This is a genomic window from Pseudomonas sp. B34(2017), assembly GCF_002112915.1.
Taxonomy (GTDB): Bacteria; Pseudomonadota; Gammaproteobacteria; order Pseudomonadales; family Pseudomonadaceae; genus Aquipseudomonas; species Aquipseudomonas pharyngis.
This window is the reverse complement of record NZ_NEJA01000002.1, coordinates 555,387-570,885: the sequence shown is the minus strand read 5'-3', so window position 1 is coordinate 570,885 and position 15,499 is coordinate 555,387. Positions and strand designations below refer to the sequence as shown.

General features: G+C 61.9%; 13 protein-coding genes. 4 read left to right on the top strand and 9 right to left on the bottom strand.

Annotation, left to right across the window (positions count from 1 at the left end; translation table 11 throughout):
- Positions 1 to 32 precede the first annotated feature (32 nt).
- On the bottom strand, positions 33 to 281 hold the full coding sequence (locus CAF80_RS07995) for a DUF3203 family protein (RefSeq protein ID WP_085667114.1): 249 nt from the start codon (positions 279 to 281) through the stop codon (positions 33 to 35).
- 123 nt (positions 282 to 404) lie between these two features.
- Between CAF80_RS07995 and CAF80_RS07990 the strand changes: the two genes are divergently transcribed.
- On the top strand, positions 405 to 941 hold the full coding sequence (locus CAF80_RS07990; RefSeq protein ID WP_039768121.1) for an MgtC/SapB family protein: 537 nt from the start codon (positions 405 to 407) through the stop codon (positions 939 to 941).
- Here the strand turns inward: CAF80_RS07990 and CAF80_RS28840 are convergent, their stop codons facing one another.
- The gene (locus CAF80_RS28840) at positions 942 to 1,100 is read right to left on the bottom strand and encodes a hypothetical protein (protein WP_165369575.1); all 159 of its coding nucleotides are present in this window, start codon (positions 1,098 to 1,100) and stop codon (positions 942 to 944) included.
- A 216-nt stretch (positions 1,101 to 1,316) separates the two neighbouring features.
- Here CAF80_RS28840 and CAF80_RS07985 point away from each other — a divergent pair, with 216 nt between their 5' ends.
- From CAF80_RS07985 to glgB, 3 genes are all read left to right on the top strand, one after another.
- Positions 1,317 to 3,314: an alpha-1,4-glucan--maltose-1-phosphate maltosyltransferase gene (locus tag CAF80_RS07985; protein WP_085667113.1), complete on the top strand. Its 1,998-nt coding sequence runs from the start codon at positions 1,317 to 1,319 to the stop codon at positions 3,312 to 3,314.
- A 165-nt stretch (positions 3,315 to 3,479) separates the two neighbouring features.
- Positions 3,480 to 6,821 carry a maltose alpha-D-glucosyltransferase gene (gene treS, locus CAF80_RS07980; RefSeq protein WP_064596283.1) on the top strand — a complete coding sequence of 1,114 codons (3,342 nt, stop codon included), beginning with the start codon at positions 3,480 to 3,482 and terminating at the stop codon, positions 6,819 to 6,821.
- Positions 6,822 to 6,823: 2 nt separating this feature from the next.
- Positions 6,824 to 9,064 carry a 1,4-alpha-glucan branching protein GlgB gene (glgB, locus tag CAF80_RS07975; protein ID WP_085667112.1) on the top strand — a complete coding sequence of 747 codons (2,241 nt, stop codon included), beginning with the start codon at positions 6,824 to 6,826 and terminating at the stop codon, positions 9,062 to 9,064.
- 134 nt (positions 9,065 to 9,198) lie between these two features.
- Here glgB and CAF80_RS07970 read toward each other — a convergent pair whose 3' ends face one another.
- The 7 genes from CAF80_RS07970 to CAF80_RS07940 all read right to left on the bottom strand — a co-directional run bounded on the left by CAF80_RS07970 (position 9,199) and on the right by CAF80_RS07940 (position 15,499).
- Complete coding sequence (locus tag CAF80_RS07970) at positions 9,199 to 10,269, bottom strand: autotransporter outer membrane beta-barrel domain-containing protein (RefSeq protein ID WP_085667111.1); 1,071 nt, start codon at positions 10,267 to 10,269, stop codon at positions 9,199 to 9,201.
- A 390-nt stretch (positions 10,270 to 10,659) separates the two neighbouring features.
- Positions 10,660 to 11,457, bottom strand: coding sequence for an endonuclease/exonuclease/phosphatase family protein (locus CAF80_RS07965; RefSeq protein WP_085667258.1), 798 nt, complete (start codon positions 11,455 to 11,457; stop codon positions 10,660 to 10,662).
- Positions 11,458 to 11,548: 91 nt separating this feature from the next.
- On the bottom strand, positions 11,549 to 12,310 hold the full coding sequence (locus CAF80_RS07960) for a PIG-L deacetylase family protein (protein ID WP_039768126.1): 762 nt from the start codon (positions 12,308 to 12,310) through the stop codon (positions 11,549 to 11,551).
- 183 nt (positions 12,311 to 12,493) lie between these two features.
- Complete coding sequence (locus CAF80_RS07955) at positions 12,494 to 13,153, bottom strand: glycosyltransferase family 2 protein (protein WP_074690916.1); 660 nt, start codon at positions 13,151 to 13,153, stop codon at positions 12,494 to 12,496.
- Positions 13,150 to 13,749 carry a class I SAM-dependent methyltransferase gene (locus CAF80_RS07950; protein ID WP_085667110.1) on the bottom strand — a complete coding sequence of 200 codons (600 nt, stop codon included), beginning with the start codon at positions 13,747 to 13,749 and terminating at the stop codon, positions 13,150 to 13,152. The genes CAF80_RS07955 and CAF80_RS07950 overlap by 4 nt, the downstream gene beginning before the upstream one ends.
- On the bottom strand, positions 13,746 to 14,504 hold the full coding sequence (locus CAF80_RS07945) for a PIG-L deacetylase family protein (protein WP_064596297.1): 759 nt from the start codon (positions 14,502 to 14,504) through the stop codon (positions 13,746 to 13,748). The genes CAF80_RS07950 and CAF80_RS07945 overlap by 4 nt, the downstream gene beginning before the upstream one ends.
- A complete protein-coding gene (locus CAF80_RS07940; RefSeq protein WP_085667109.1) occupies positions 14,501 to 15,499 on the bottom strand; it encodes an acyl-CoA dehydrogenase family protein in 999 nt (332 codons plus the stop codon). The genes CAF80_RS07945 and CAF80_RS07940 overlap by 4 nt, the downstream gene beginning before the upstream one ends.

Here is a 15,499-nt window from a genome sequence, read left to right as displayed (position 1 = left end):
AGAGCTCTGCGCCGGTTGTTGATCGAGGTCAGTCAAATCACCGAATCACTGTCGTCGGCCTTCAGGTGTTTGCGCCCATCCCGGGCGCCTGCGACGGTCAATGCGTCCGCTTCGGCTTCGGTGACGTAGATGCGCCGTCCTTCCACCTCGACGAACGACATGGCTTTTTCGCTATCTGTCTTTACTTCCAGCGTGTCGCAGATCCGGATTTCCTCACCATTCTCAACGGTGAAAAAACAGACTTTCGATTCCGGATTGCTTTCATCGATACGAAGGGGCATGGGGTTGTCCTTTTTTCACGGGAGTCTGAGACGTTAGGGTGCGCGGTTCTGCAGATCGTTCTACGCAACCGATTAATGGTCGGCGCTGTCCATCCTTTATCAACTCATTACAAGGACTGGACGATGAACGCCTGGTGGCATGAAGTGTGGGAAACCCTGCAAGCGGAATTCGCCGATATCGGCGATGCGTCGCAGCTGACCCGGATCACCGTGCGCCTTTTGATGGCGGCCATATTGGGCGGGATTCTCGGGTTTGAGCGCGAGCACAAGGGCAAGGCCGCCGGGGTGCGAACGCACATGCTGGTAGCCCTTGGCGCCGCGTTGTTCGTGCTGGTGCCGCAGTTGTCCGGTTCCCAGGCCGATGCCATGAGCCGGGTGGTGCAAGGGGTAATTGCCGGGATCGGTTTTCTCGGCGCCGGCACCATCCTCAAGAACCACGAAGGCGACGAAGGTCACGTCAAGGGCCTGACCACCGCCGCCGGCCTGTGGATGACCGCCGCCATCGGCGTCGCGGCCGGATTGGGCCGTGAAGCGACGGCGGTGCTCAGTACGTTGCTCGCGTTGGGGATCTTCAGTGTCATGCCGCGGATCGTCAGGGTCTTCGAAAAGGATCACATCGAGAAGGACCGCATCGAGAAAGACCACAACGACCTACGCTGATCAGACGATTACCGGCGGCATGGTCGTCGGCGGTTCTTCCTTGGGCGGTGGCGTGGTGCCAGGCGGCTCCTGTTCAGGGATCGGTTGCGGTTCGGTTTCGGGCAGGGTCGGTTTGTCGATGTTCGGATCGGGTGTTTCAGCGGGAATTGGAATAGTCATCGGGTGAACCTCCGTGTGGCACTTGGCGTGGGACGTGCTTAAGTGGATTGACCACTTCACTGCGAAATCGATCCGATTTTGTAGCGCGGCAAATCCCTGTGAACTTTTCCCGGCGACGGCCGCTCGGAACCTGAGAGAGTTCATCTGGGCCCAGGCCCGACCGTGACCGCCAAACAGGCAAACGAGCGTCCTTGGGGCGTTAAGGAGAGATGCTCAATGACTGCTGAAAAACCTTCCGAACAGAGCTACAACCCGCACATGCCGCTGTCGCAGGCCTTGCTGTTGCCGCGCATCGTCATTGAAAACACCATGCCGACCCTCGACGGCGGGCAGTTTGCCGTCAAGGCGATCGCAGGTCGGGAGATCGTGGTCACCAGCAAGGTGTTCGCCGACGGTCACGACAAACTGGCGGTGCGCATCCGCTGGCGCGAAGAGGGTGACGAGACCTGGCAGACCGAAGTCATGAGCGATCAGGGCAACAATGGCTGGCGCGGTGTGTTTCAGCCGCAGCGCATGGGCCGTTATCTGTTCCTGATCGAAGCCTGGATCGACCAGTTCGCCAGTTTTCAGTACGAACTGGAGAAAAAGCACACCGCTGGCGTCCCGGTCAGCCTCGAGCTGCAAGAGGGACGCACCATGGTGCAGCAGGCCGGCGAGCGCAGCGAAGGTCAGCTCAGCGAACAACTGGCCGCTCTGCACCACGAATTGTCCGGCCTGCTCGAAACCGAGCAGGTCGCGTTGTTTCTGCACTCGCGCAGTGCGCAACTGATGGCCGAGGCCGATCACCGCGCCTACCTGAGCCTCAGTGCGGAATTCCCGGTGGACGTCGAGCGCGAATTGGCGGAATTCGCCAGTTGGTACGAACTGTTTCCCCGCTCGATCACCGACGATCCCGCCCGCCACGGCACCTTCAATGACGTGCACTCTCGCCTGCCGATGATTCAGGACATGGGTTTTGACGTGTTGTACTTCACGCCGATCCACCCGATTGGCCGCAGCCATCGCAAGGGGCGCAACAATTCTCTGAGCGCCGGCCCGGACGATCCCGGCAGCCCGTATGCGATCGGCAGCGAGGAGGGCGGCCACGAAGCGATTCACTCGCAACTCGGCACCCGTGAGGACTTCCGTCGGCTGGTGGCCGCTGCCGCTGACCACGGTCTGGAAATCGCTCTCGACTTCGCGATCCAGTGTTCTCAGGATCACCCGTGGCTCAAGCAGCATCCGGGCTGGTTCAACTGGCGACCGGACGGCACGATCAAATACGCGGAGAACCCGCCGAAGAAATACCAGGACATCGTCAACGTCGACTTCTACGCACCGGAAGCGATTCCGAGCCTGTGGGTCGAGCTGCGCGACATCGTGGTCGGCTGGGTGCAGGAGGGCGTGAAGATCTTTCGCGTCGATAACCCGCACACCAAACCGTTGCCGTTCTGGCAATGGCTGATCGCCGATGTCCGCACGCTGTACCCGGAAGTGATCTTCCTCGCCGAGGCTTTCACCACCCCGGCGATGATGGCGCGGCTGGGCAAGGTCGGGTACACCCAGAGCTACACCTATTTCACCTGGCGCAACACCAAGGCCGAACTGGCGACCTACTTCACCGAACTCAATGAATCACCGTGGCGCGAATGCTACCGGCCGAATTTCTTCGTTAACACCCCGGACATCAACCCGGCGTTCCTGCATGAATCGGGACGTCCCGGATTTCTCATCCGCGCGGCGCTGGCGACCATGGGTTCGGGCCTGTGGGGCATGTACTCGGGGTTTGAACTGTGCGAATCGGCGCCGGTGCCGGGCAAGGAGGAATACCTCGATTCCGAGAAGTACGAGATCCGCGTCCGCGACTTCAACCAGCCCGGCAACATCATTGCCGAGATCGCCCAGCTCAACCGCATCCGCCGCCAGAACCCGGCGCTGCACAGCCATCTGGGCCTGAAGATCTACAACGCCTGGAACGACAACATTCTGTATTTCGGCAAGCGCAGTGCAGACGGCAGCAACTTCATTCTGGTCGCCGTCAGCCTCGATCCACATAACGTGCAGGAGGCGAATTTCGAGCTGCCGCTGTGGGAAATGGGCCTGCCGGACGATGCCACCACCCACGGCGAAGACCTGATGAACGGCCATCGCTGGGACTGGCACGGCAAGTACCAGTTCATGCGGATCGACCCGGCATATCAGCCGTTTGGAATCTGGCGCATCACTTCTTCCTGATCGACTTGATCGGTTCCTGATCGTTCCCACGCTCCGCGTGGGAATGCATACCGGGACGCTCCGCGTCCCAAAGCGGACGCAGAGCGTCCATGGCGGCATTCCCACGCGGAGCGTGGGAACGATCAGAAGCAGCTTCGGCTTCAATGAATTCAACAGGAGTTTCACATGGCGAAGAAACCCAAGGCAGCCACCTTTATCAAGGATCCGCTCTGGTACAAGGATGCGGTCATCTATCAAGTTCACGTCAAATCCTTTTTCGATTCGAATAACGACGGAATCGGCGACTTTCCCGGCCTGATCGCCAAACTCGATTACATCGCCGATCTTGGCGTCAACACCATCTGGCTGTTGCCGTTCTACCCCTCGCCACGCCGCGACGACGGTTACGACATCGCCGAATATCGGGGCGTCCACAGCGATTACGGGACGATGGCCGACGCCAAACGGTTCATTGCCGAAGCACACAAGCGTGGCCTGCGGGTGATCACCGAGCTGGTCATCAACCACACCTCCGATCAGCACCCGTGGTTTCAGCGGGCGCGCAAGGCCAAGCCCGGCTCGGCGGCGCGGGACTTCTACGTGTGGTCGGATGACGACCAGAAATACGACGGCACCCGGATCATTTTCCTCGACACCGAAAAGTCCAACTGGACCTGGGATCCGGTGGCGGGCCAATACTTCTGGCACCGCTTCTATTCGCACCAGCCGGACCTGAATTTCGATAACCCGCAAGTCATGAAAGCGGTGCTGTCGGTCATGCGCTACTGGCTGGACATGGGCATCGACGGCCTGCGCTTGGATGCCATTCCGTACCTTATCGAGCGCGACGGCACCAACAACGAAAACCTTCCGGAAACCCACGACGTTCTCAAGCAGATCCGCGCCGAGATTGACGCCAACTACCCTGATCGCATGCTGCTGGCCGAAGCCAACCAATGGCCCGAAGACACCCAGCTGTATTTTGGTGATACCGACGCCGAGGGCGTGAATGGCGACGAATGCCACATGGCGTTTCACTTTCCGCTGATGCCGCGCATGTACATGGCGCTGGCCCAGGAAGATCGCTTCCCGATCACCGACATCCTGCGCCAGACCCCGGAGATCCCGGCCAACTGCCAATGGGCGATCTTCCTGCGCAACCACGATGAACTGACGCTGGAGATGGTCACCGACAAGGAACGCGACTATCTGTGGAATTACTACGCGGCCGACCGTCGCGCACGGATCAACCTCGGCATCCGCCGGCGTCTGGCGCCGTTGATGGAACGTGACCGCCGCCGCATCGAACTGCTCAACAGCCTGCTGCTGTCGATGCCCGGCACGCCGACCCTGTATTACGGCGATGAGATCGGCATGGGCGACAACATCTACCTCGGCGACCGCGACGGCGTGCGTACGCCGATGCAATGGTCGATCGACCGCAACGGCGGCTTCTCTCGCGCCGACCCGGCCAGTCTGGTGTTGCCGCCGATCATGGACCCGCAATACGGCTATCAGTCGGTCAACGTCGAAACCCAGGCCGGCGATCCGCATTCGCTGCTGAACTGGACCCGACGCCTGCTGACCGTGCGCAAGCAATCCAAGGCGTTCGGTCGTGGCACCTTGAAGATGTTGTCGCCGGCCAACCGTCGCGTTCTGGCCTACACCCGCGAATACACCGGGCCGGACGGCAAGCACGAAATCATTCTGTGCGTAGCCAACGTGTCACGCAGTGCACAAGCGGTGGAACTCGACCTGTCGGCTTACGTCGGCATGGTGCCGGTGGAAATGCTCGGTGGTAACGCGTTCCCGCCCATCGGCCAGTTGAGTTTCCTGCTGACCCTGCCGCCCTACGGTTTCTACTGGTTCGGTCTGGCGGCGGAAAACCAGATGCCGAGCTGGCACGTGGAACCTGCGCAGAGCCTGCCGGACTTCACCACGCTGGTGCTGAAAAAGCGCATGGAGGAACTGCTCGAAGCACCGTCCCGGGCCACCCTCGAACAGGCGATCCTGCCGAGCTGGCTGCAGAACCGCCGCTGGTTTGCCGGCAAGGACGCGGCCATCGAACAGGTGAAACTGGCCTACGGCGTGCGCTTCGGCGATGCGCAGCATCCGGTGTTGTTCAGCGAAATCGAAGTGCAGAGCGGCGGGCAAACCAGCCGGTATCAACTGCCGTTCGGCTTCATTGCCGAAGATCAGGTCGGGCCGGCGTTGCCGCAACAACTGGCCTTGGCCCGTGTGCGCCGGGTTCGCCAGGTCGGGCTGATCACCGATGCTTTCAGTCTTGAAGCATTTGTTCGCGCGGTGCTGCAAGGCATGCAGGGCGGTACGGTGCTGGAATCCAGTGATGGCGAGATCCGTTTCGAGGCAACGCCGCAACTGGAAAAACTCGGCCTCGGTGCGGAATCCGAAGTGCGCTATCTGTCCGCCGAGCAATCCAACAGCTCGGTGGTGATCGGCAACAGTCTGGTGCTCAAGCTGATCCGCAAAGTCGCTTCCGGCGTACACCCGGAACTGGAGATGAGCGCTTACCTGACCGCGGCCGGATTTGCCAATATCTCACCGCTGCTGGGTTCGGTGATTCGCCGCGGCGCCGATGGTGAAGACAATCTATTGATGATTGCACAGGGCTATCTGAGCAATCAGGGCGACGCCTGGGAATGGACGCAGAACAACCTCGAACGGGCGCTGCGCGATGAACTGGCCGACGCTGTTTCCGAACAGGCGCAACACTACAACGCCCTCGGTGAGCTGAAGGATTTCGCCGGCATGCTCGGCCAGCGTCTGGGGGAAATGCATCAGGTATTGGCAGCGCCGAGCGACAACAAGGACTTCGCGCCGCAAGTCAGTTCGGCCAAGGATGCCCAGGCGACCGGCAAGGATGTCGCGGCGCAGGTCGAACATGCCCTGAAGCTCCTGAAGCAACATCAGGGCGAACTGGACGCGGCGGATCAGAAGCTGGTCGCTCGTTTGCTCGACAACAAGAAAACCATCCTTGCCCACGTGCAGGAACTGGCCAAGCAATCCGCCGGCGGTCTGCGGATCCGCGTCCACGGCGATCTGCATTTGGGGCAGGTGCTGGTAATCAAGGGCGATGCCTATCTGATCGACTTCGAAGGTGAGCCGGCGCGGCCACTGGCCGAACGCCGAGGCAAGCACAGTCCGTACAAGGACGTCAGCGGAGTGCTGCGCTCCTTCGACTATGCCGCGGCCATGGCGCTGAATGTGCACAACGTCGACAACAGCCCCGAGGCCGAAGCCGCGCGTCGGCGGGTCACGGAGCGTTACCTGCGTGAAGCCCGGGAAGCCTTTCTCCAGGCATATCGTCAGGCAGCAGCTAGTCTTGATCATGCCTGGCAAGATCCTGAAGGTGCCGACGCCGCACTGGCGTTGTTCGGTCTGGAGAAAGCGGCCTACGAAGTGGCCTATGAAGCCGAAAATCGCCCCACCTGGCTGCCCGTGCCGCTGCACGGTCTGTATGGGTTATTGACGGGGCTCAAACCCTTTTCCGATCTTGGTGGAGAGTAGTCATGAGTTTCTCGAACAGGGAACAGGGTCACGCTAAAGAAAGATTGCTGCCCACTGCAAAAGACATTGATGCCTTGGTGCGCGCAGAACACCACGACCCGTTTTCCATTCTTGGCCCCCACGGCGATGGCGCCGGCGGGCAGTTTATCCGGGCGTATCTGCCCGGCGCGTTGAGTGTTTCTGTCGTCGATAAAAACAGTGGCGAAGAACTCGGTCCGCTGGAGGCTACCGAAACGCCGGGGCTGTTCGTCGGGCATTTCGAGGGCGCACGGCCGTACCTGTTGCGCACCCGCTGGGCCGGTGGCGAGCAGGTCGCGGAAGATCCCTACAGCTTTGGCCAATTGCTCGGTGAAATGGACTTGTATCTGTTCGCCGAGGGCAATCACCGCGACCTCAGCAGTTGCCTCGGCGCGCAGTTGAAAACCGTCGATGGCGTCGACGGTGTACGTTTCGCCGTGTGGGCGCCGAATGCCCGGCGGGTGTCGGTGGTCGGCGACTTCAACGTCTGGGATGGCCGACGGCATCCGATGCGCCTGCGGCATCCTTCTGGCGTGTGGGAATTGTTCATTCCGCGCCTGCAGGCGGGGGAACTGTACAAGTACGAAATCCTCGGCGCTCACGGCATTCTGCCGCTGAAGGCCGACCCGATGGCACTGGCCACCAGCCTGCCGCCGGACACTGCGTCAAAAGTCGCCGCGCCGTTGCAGATCGACTGGCAGGATCAGGACTGGATGAGCAGCCGCCACGAGCGCCAGCAGCACAGCGCGCCGCTGTCGATCTATGAATTGCACGCCGGATCCTGGCAGTGCGAACTCGATGATCTCGGCGAAGTGGCGCGCCAATACACCTGGCCAGAACTGGCCGAACGACTGATTCCCTACGTGAAGGAACTGGGTTTCACCCACATCGAATTGATGCCGATCATGGAGCACCCGTTCGGCGGTTCGTGGGGCTATCAGTTGCTGTCGCAGTTCGCTCCGAGTGCGCGATACGGCACGCCCGAGCAGTTCGGCGATTTCGTCAATGCCTGCCATCAGGCCGGCATCGGTGTGATTCTCGACTGGGTGCCGGCGCATTTCCCCACCGATACCCACGGTCTGGCGCAGTTCGATGGCACGGCGTTGTATGAGTACGGCAACCCGCAAGAAGGTTTTCATCAGGACTGGGACACGCTGATCTACAACCTGGGCCGCACCGAAGTGCACGGCTACATGCTGGCGTCGGCGCTGCACTGGTTGAAGCATTTCCACGTTGATGGGCTGCGGGTCGATGCGGTGGCGTCGATGCTCTATCGCGATTATTCGCGCAAGGCCGGCGAGTGGGTGCCCAATCGTCATGGCGGTCGCGAGAACCTGGAAGCCATCGACTTCCTGCGGCACTTGAACGACGTGGTGGCACTGGAAGCACCGGGCGCGCTGGTGATCGCCGAGGAGTCCACGGCGTGGCCGGGCGTCAGCCAGAGCACCCAACAGGGCGGTCTCGGTTTTGCCTACAAATGGAACATGGGCTGGATGCACGACTCGCTGCACTACATTCAGCAGGATCCGGTGTACCGCGCCCATCACCACAATGAGTTGAGTTTTGGTCTGGTCTACGCCTGGTCCGAGCGGTTCATCCTGCCGATTTCCCACGACGAAGTGGTGCACGGCAAGCATTCGCTGATCGACAAGATGCCCGGCGATCGCTGGCAGAAGTTCGCCAATCTGCGCGCGTACCTGAGTTTCATGTGGACCCATCCGGGCAAGAAGCTGTTGTTCATGGGTTGCGAGTTCGGCCAGTGGCGCGAGTGGAATCATGATCAGCAGCTGGACTGGTATCTGCTGCAATATTCGGAACACAAAGGCGTGCAGAAACTGGTCAGCGACCTCAATCGGTTGTACCGCGAAGAGCCGGCGCTGCACGAGCAGGACGATGCGCCGCAAGGCTTTCAGTGGTTGATCGGCGACGATGCGATCAACAGCGTTTACGCATGGCTGCGCTGGAGCAAGGACGGCACGCCGGTGCTGGTGGTGGCCAACTTCACCCCGGTGCCGCGCCAGTCTTACCGGGTCGGTGTGCCGTTTGCCGGACGCTGGAAGGAATTGCTCAACAGTGATGCCGACACCTACGCCGGTTCCAACTATGGCAATGGTGGCGGGGCGTTCACCGAAGAGGTGGCCAGTCACGGCCAGGCGTTGTCGCTGGAGCTGAATTTGCCGCCGCTGGCGGTGTTGATCCTCAAGCCTGAAGGCCCAAGCGCGTAACGGACGAGATCGTTCCCACGCTCCGCGTGGGAATGCCTCTAGGGACGCTCCGCGTTCCAGCTCTGGAAGGGACGCGGAGCGTCCCGGGCTGCATTCCCACGCAGAGCGTGGGAACGATCATCTGAGGCCCGTCTTTACCAGCGCATCCGGATTCCCAGGCTGCCAATCAACCCGTTCAAGTCGTTGTCGTCCACGTCGCTGCTGTAATCGGCGCTGACGTACAGGCTCACCGTCGGCGTCATTCTCGCCACCAGCCCCAGGCCGACTTCCACCGTCGAGGACTTGCGGCTGCTGCTGATCTTGTCCACCTGATCCAGCGTCACCGTGTTGCCGGTATACACCGTGTGCCACAAGTTCGTGCGCACGTAGGGCTCGACGGGCAAACCGTTCAGGTCATAGCTACCTTTCAAACGCGCACCGACCCGACCGCTCCACGATGAAATGTCGCTGGAAGACGCATTGCCCGAGCCCGCATAGGGCGTGTCGAGGGTGATGCGCTGATTGATCAATTGCGCCTGCGGTTCAACGACCCAGTTTTCCCCCAGACCGATCGGGAATCCGCCTTCCACCGAAAGCGTCATCGCGCTGCCTTCGGTGGCCAAGCGTGCGCCTTGCTCGTTACGGCTGAAACCGCTGACTCGGCCGCCACTGGCCGACAGATCGACGTGCCAGCCTTGCGGGCCAATCAGGCTGTAGTAAGCGCCCAGGCTTTGGCCTTGAAGGTTGAGGGTGTCGGTGGTCGGGTCGACGAGGGCGCGGCTGGTGATCAGGCCGTTGCCATTGCCCCTGATCTGATTCACACCGCCGATCAGGCCGACTTGCTGGGTGTGGCCGCTGCTGCTTTTCAAGGTCAGCACGGCGGGGCCCTTGAAGTCACCGGTGCCGGGTATGGCGAAGCCCGGGCTGAGGACGTCGGTTTGCGCCTGACGGGGCGTCGGATCGTAAAGCTGCTCCCAGGCCGAGGGGGCGAGGTCTTCGGTAATCAGCTTTGTACCGCGCAGGTCCGGCTGTGGGCTGAGCCGTTGCGGGCCCGGAGTCACGACCGTGGCGGGGAGGGTCATGACGGGAATGTCCTGGCGATACCAGGGCGTCGCCTCGTCCGCCACAGGACCCGCCTGCGCCTCCATGGACGAGCACAGCAAGATAGAACTTGAAACAGTGCAGAACGTGACTTTGATCTCTTGTGAGGTGAGTGAGGTTTTCATGGAGTTCTACCTTGCTAGCGCATGTGGTATCTCGCCTTGGCGTCTCTCCTACCCCGAACGAGGGGCGACCGAATGGAGCGTGGCGAACCCGTGGCCGCCCGTTTTGACGAGTAACCTGGGGTTCGCCCCGAGTAGTATTTCCGGGGGTAGTAAGGTAGAGCTAAGAAGACCCCAGCCCTTGCGTCAAGAAATTGGACGATGAGCGGTCGGGTCAAAACGGGTGATGCAAGTTTTTGTTTTTCCGCACTTATCTAAGTTCTTGTTTGTAGAGCTAATCGCTGTGGAAGCCGCGAGGCAGAGACTTTTTGCAACCGACAGTCGGTCTGCGAAACCGGGCCTGGCGACCAATTTCGCATCGTTGCGTATGTAAGGACAGCTGTCAGTATCGCGCTATAAATGCACTTCAACCGCCAGCGGCAAATGATCCGAAAGATGCGTCCACGGTTTGTTGCCGAGGATCTGCGGATCGTGGCTGCTGGCATTGCGCAGGTAGATCCGATCCAGTCGCAGCAACGGGAAACGCGCGGGATAAGTCTTGGCCGGGCGGCCGTGATGGCGTTCGAAGGCTTCGTGCAGGTAGTCTCGGCGGGCGAGGGCAACGTTACCCTGCAACTGCCAGTCATTGAAGTCGCCGGCGATGATCACTGGCGCATCGTCGGGCAGGGATTCGAGCAACTGACAAAGCAGCTGCAACTGCAATTGCCGATGGCTTTCGAGCAGGCTCAGGTGTACGCAGATGGCATGCACTTCGGCATGCCCCGGCACATCCAGTACGCAGTGCAACAGCCCGCGCCGTTCCGGGCCGGTGATCGAGACGTCGAGGTTGCGATATTCGCGGATCGGGTATTTCGACAACAGGGCGTTGCCGTGATGGCCATCGGGATAGACCGCATTGCGGCCGTAGGCAAAATCGCTCCACATGCTGTCGGCGAGGAATTCGTACTGCGAAGTTTGCGGCCATTCGTGGTAGCGGCTGGAATGCCGCTCGTGTTCGCCCACCACTTCCTGCAGAAACACCAGATCGGCCGAGGTGCTGCGCACCGCTTCACGCAGTTCCGGAAGGATGAAACGTCGATTGAGCGCGGTGAAACCCTTGTGCGTGTTGACCGTCAGCACCCGCAGGCGATGGATGGAGGACGGGGTGGAAATCTGCGCGTCGACGACATGACGCTTGGGATCGCTGGACACGTTCACTCCTCTGAATCATGACTGCCTGTTCATGCGACTGATCCGGGCGCGGGCAGTTCACTTTGACTGGCTGCCCGCGCCCGATGGACAGTCAATCGACGAAGACGATCTCGTAGGGCAGGCGCATACGCTCCAGAATTGACTTGGGCAGCAGCGGCGCGATACCGATCGCCGGTTCGCCATTGAGCTGGCTGGCGTAGGCGTGGGTGGCGTGGCTCTTGCGCGCAACGGTCCAGGTGTCGAGGCGCAGCTTGCGTGCGCGATGCCACGGAATCTGTCCCTGATCGCGTTCCGGCCAGTGCCAGGCCCAGACCGGGACATCATGGTAGGTTGCGCCGGCCAGTTGTGCAGCCTTCGCACTGGCCCGACCGACCACTTCATGATCAGCGGTGCCATCTTCGCACCAGGTGCTGAAGACCACATCACCGGGGCGCAGGTAGCGGGCGATGAATTCGGTCAATTGAGATTCCTGATCGTGCAGGGCGTTGTCAGTGAAACCACCGCGCACCCATTTCAGGCTGTGCATCGGCAAACCGAGGCGGCGCAGGGCTTCGACGCTTTCCTGCGGACGGAACACGCTCAGGCGTTTTTCCGACCACTGGCGCGAGCCCGGATGACTGGCGCTGCCATCGGTGATCGACAGCAGTTGCAAGGGATGACCGAGGCTGGAAAGCAGTTGCAGCAAACCGCCGCAGGTCACCACTTCATCACCGGGGTGCGGGGCGATGACCACGGCACGGGCGCCGGGTGGCACCAAGGTGTGGGTATTGATGACGGGAATGTTGTCGAGCTGCGGGGCGCTGTTCCAGATCTGCGCCGGCAGGCCGTTTTCGCTGAGGGATAACGGTTTCATGAGTGATACGTCCTTGTTGTGTCACGCCCTCAGTCGTCCGCGCCGTGATGCTGCCAGGCGTGTACGACCCGTGAAGGCTGGTGGATAGCCCTGCAGCGCTCCGAACCCTGGATTGCTGCGCAGCAGAGTATTGCTCAAGACGGGCGGTTCGTCGCGTCACAGATCAATCTGATCCGCTTTTTTTTATTCAGTCTGTGCCAACTGTCGCAGATAGTCGCCAAAACCGCCGCGTGCGCGACTGTCCAGACGGGCGCTGGTAATGACCTGTGGCCGATGACTCCAGGCGATGCTGGCCCCTGAACGTTCGAGCTGACGCACCAGCTGCACGTCTTCATCGCAGGACAACGGCTCGAAGCCGCCGGCGCGGACGTAGGCTTGTGCGCTGACACCCAGATTGGCGCCATGGATGTGCCGGTGTCCTTCGCAGGCCTGGTAATGACCGTGATAGCGAATCTGCGCGGCTTCATCGAAGGTGTCATGCCAGCGCTCGACCGTCACCGTGCCGCACACGGCATCGGTGCCCAATCCCAGTTGTTCCACGAGCCAGTCTTCGGCGACGCGGCTGTCGGCGTCGGTGCAGGAAATCCAGCGAGCACCCCGATCAAGCAGCTGTTGCGCACCGATGGCCCGGGCCTGGCCGACATTGCGTGCCTCGATGCTCAGCGCCCGCACAGGGTACTGGCTGACGATCTGCGCCGAACGGTCGGTGCAACTATCGAGCACTACCAGGATCTCCACCGGTTCACCTGCCAGCATCGGATGCCCGGCGGCGCGCAGGGCGGCCTGCAGGCATTCATCGACCCACTCTTCTTCGTTGTGTGCCGGGATCAGGATGCCAATCATCGCAACCCCTCCAGCGCGGCCACCGAACGCGGTTCGCGACTCCAGACTTCCAGCAGGAAATCTGCCTCCTGATGCAGGACCAGTCGTGGCATGTGCAGCTGTTCGTGAATCAGGTCATGGACCTGGCGAGCATTGAGCGGGCAGCCATCGATGGGCGGGCGCCAGTGACAGGCCAGCAATTGACCGTCTGCCGTCAACGAATCGCTGATGCGACGGATGACCTCTGTCAGATCCTGTCGATCAAGGTAGTAGCCGATTTCGCTGAATACGATCAGGTCGAATTTTTCCTCAGGCCAGTCGCCCGGCAAGCGACCTTGACGCACCTCGGCGTGGTCGAACAGGCTCAACCGGGTACGTGCCAGATTGGCTGCGGCGGCGCTGGTGTCGCAGCACAACAGCCGATCGCAGCGCTCGGCCAGCGCGGCACTCAGTTCGCCGTTGGCGCAACCCGGTTCGAAGATCGCACGGTAATGCGGGCGGGGCAGGGCCGCAAGGGTGACAAGGCGTTTGCGCTGCTCGTACCAGCGCTGGCGAAATCCCCAGGGGTCGTTATTGCCGGCGAACAGGCCTTCGAAGTAGCGATCCTCGACGCTCATAGAAAGACCACCTCGAACGGTTGCAGCAAACGGTCGATGACATAGGGCGCGAGCACCGGTGCCAGGCCTGCGTCGGGATCGCCTTCCAGCTGACTTGCGAACGCATGCACTGCGTGACGCTTGCGCGCGACCTGCGCCGGGTTCAGCAGAATCTTGCGCGCCCGCTCCCAGGGCACGATGGCGTCTTCCGGCGTCGCCCAGTGCCAGGTCCAGACCGGCAGCTCGTGGCAAATCGCACCCACGCGGTACGCTGCTTCGACGCTGGCGCGGCCGACGGCCTCATGGTCGCTGTGGCCGTCTTCGCGCCAGGTGGTGAAGATCACGTCGTCGGGTTGCAGGTAGCGGGTCAAGTAGTCACACAGCATCGACTCGCGCGCGGCGACCTGAGTGTCGGGGAATCCGCCGCGCAGCCATTGCACCTGATGCATGGGCAGGCCAAGGCGACGCAGGGCCTCGGCGGACTCCTGCGGGCGCACCACGCTCAGGCGCTCCACCGGCCAGCGCTCCGAGCCCGGATGGCTGGCGCTGCCGTCGGTGACCGAAATCAGTTGCAGGGTGCGGCCCGCCGCTGCGAGCTGTTGCAACAGCCCGCCGCAACCGAGCACTTCATCATCCGGGTGCGGCGCGATCACCACGGCCCGGGATCCCGGCGGAACCAGGTCGAGAATGTCGATGCTCTCCACCGCTGCCAGATGACGCGAGCCCTGCCACTCATGCAAAGAGGTTCCTTCACCGATGATCGGATTGCGCTTCATAGGGCCCAACCCTCGCGCGGTTGCTGCGCAGCCAGTTGGCCCAGTACTGCCAGATCCCGTTCGGCATGGCTCTGGCGCAGATACACCGGCAGGTCGGCCGCCAGGCGGGCAAAGTGTGGATCCTTGCAGAACGGCCCGGCGCCAAGTGCCCGGCCAGTCTCGCGCATGACCTGTTCAGCGGCGTCCTCGACCACGGCACGTACACGCCGGGCCAACAACTCGGCGTCGGCTCCGGGATTGCTGTCGATGTCCAGGGCACTGACACGCAGCACCTGTGCGGCGCCGTGCAGCGCGTTGTCGACGGCGCCGAGACTGGCCAGTGCGTGCGGTTCTTCACGCCGCGCACAGTGCTGGCGCAAGCGTTCGCCGATCGCCCTCGCGGCGCCGTACCAGCACGCGGCGATCCCGATCCCGCCATGCCAGAAACCCGGACGTTGCAGGTAGTCGCCAGGATCGCCGATCGCCTGGGCCTCGACCTCATCGAACAGCACCTCGACGCTGCCGGTGGCGGCCATGCCGACCGCTTGCCAGCCTTGATCGGTGACGGTCACGCCCGGTTGGTCGAGGGCCACGGCTACCAATTGCTGACGATCGTCCTCATCCCACGCCGTCAGCAGGGCATGATTGAGCACCGCCGCCCCGGAGCACCAGGCCTTGCGTCCATTCAACCGCACCATTTGCCCGGAACGGCTGACCCGAACCCGCGCCTGCGGTGGTTCGGCTGCCCACATGCCCCACGTGCTGCCGGGCGTCGGCGAGCCACCGAGTTGTTCGATGATTGCCAACGCATCGGTATGGCCTTCGTAGAGTTTGCACAGCCCCAGATCGTGCCCACCGACCTCGGACAGCCGTTGCCAGCGCTCCAGCGTACGACCGCTGCCGGGTAACGGCAGGCGATCGAGGCCGGCCTCGACCAGTTGCCGCAGACACAGGCCGAGGGCGGCAGTGTCACGGTAGTCCGGCGCGTGCCGTGAGAGATAGACGGGCAAGTCCAT

Coding starts and splice junctions, on each gene's coding strand:
- CAF80_RS07995 (WP_085667114.1), bottom strand. CDS start 281: ATGCCCCTTCGTATCGATGAAAGCAATCCGGAATCGAAAGTCTGTTTT.
- CAF80_RS07990 (WP_039768121.1), top strand. CDS start 405: ATGAACGCCTGGTGGCATGAAGTGTGGGAAACCCTGCAAGCGGAATTC.
- CAF80_RS28840 (WP_165369575.1), bottom strand. CDS start 1,100: ATGACTATTCCAATTCCCGCTGAAACACCCGATCCGAACATCGACAAA.
- CAF80_RS07985 (WP_085667113.1), top strand. CDS start 1,317: ATGACTGCTGAAAAACCTTCCGAACAGAGCTACAACCCGCACATGCCG.
- treS (WP_064596283.1), top strand. CDS start 3,480: ATGGCGAAGAAACCCAAGGCAGCCACCTTTATCAAGGATCCGCTCTGG.
- glgB (WP_085667112.1), top strand. CDS start 6,824: ATGAGTTTCTCGAACAGGGAACAGGGTCACGCTAAAGAAAGATTGCTG.
- CAF80_RS07970 (WP_085667111.1), bottom strand. CDS start 10,269: ATGAAAACCTCACTCACCTCACAAGAGATCAAAGTCACGTTCTGCACT.
- CAF80_RS07960 (WP_039768126.1), bottom strand. CDS start 12,310: ATGAAACCGTTATCCCTCAGCGAAAACGGCCTGCCGGCGCAGATCTGG.
- CAF80_RS07955 (WP_074690916.1), bottom strand. CDS start 13,153: ATGATTGGCATCCTGATCCCGGCACACAACGAAGAAGAGTGGGTCGAT.
- CAF80_RS07950 (WP_085667110.1), bottom strand. CDS start 13,749: ATGAGCGTCGAGGATCGCTACTTCGAAGGCCTGTTCGCCGGCAATAAC.
- CAF80_RS07945 (WP_064596297.1), bottom strand. CDS start 14,504: ATGAAGCGCAATCCGATCATCGGTGAAGGAACCTCTTTGCATGAGTGG.
- CAF80_RS07940 (WP_085667109.1), bottom strand. CDS start 15,499: ATGGACTTGCCCGTCTATCTCTCACGGCACGCGCCGGACTACCGTGAC.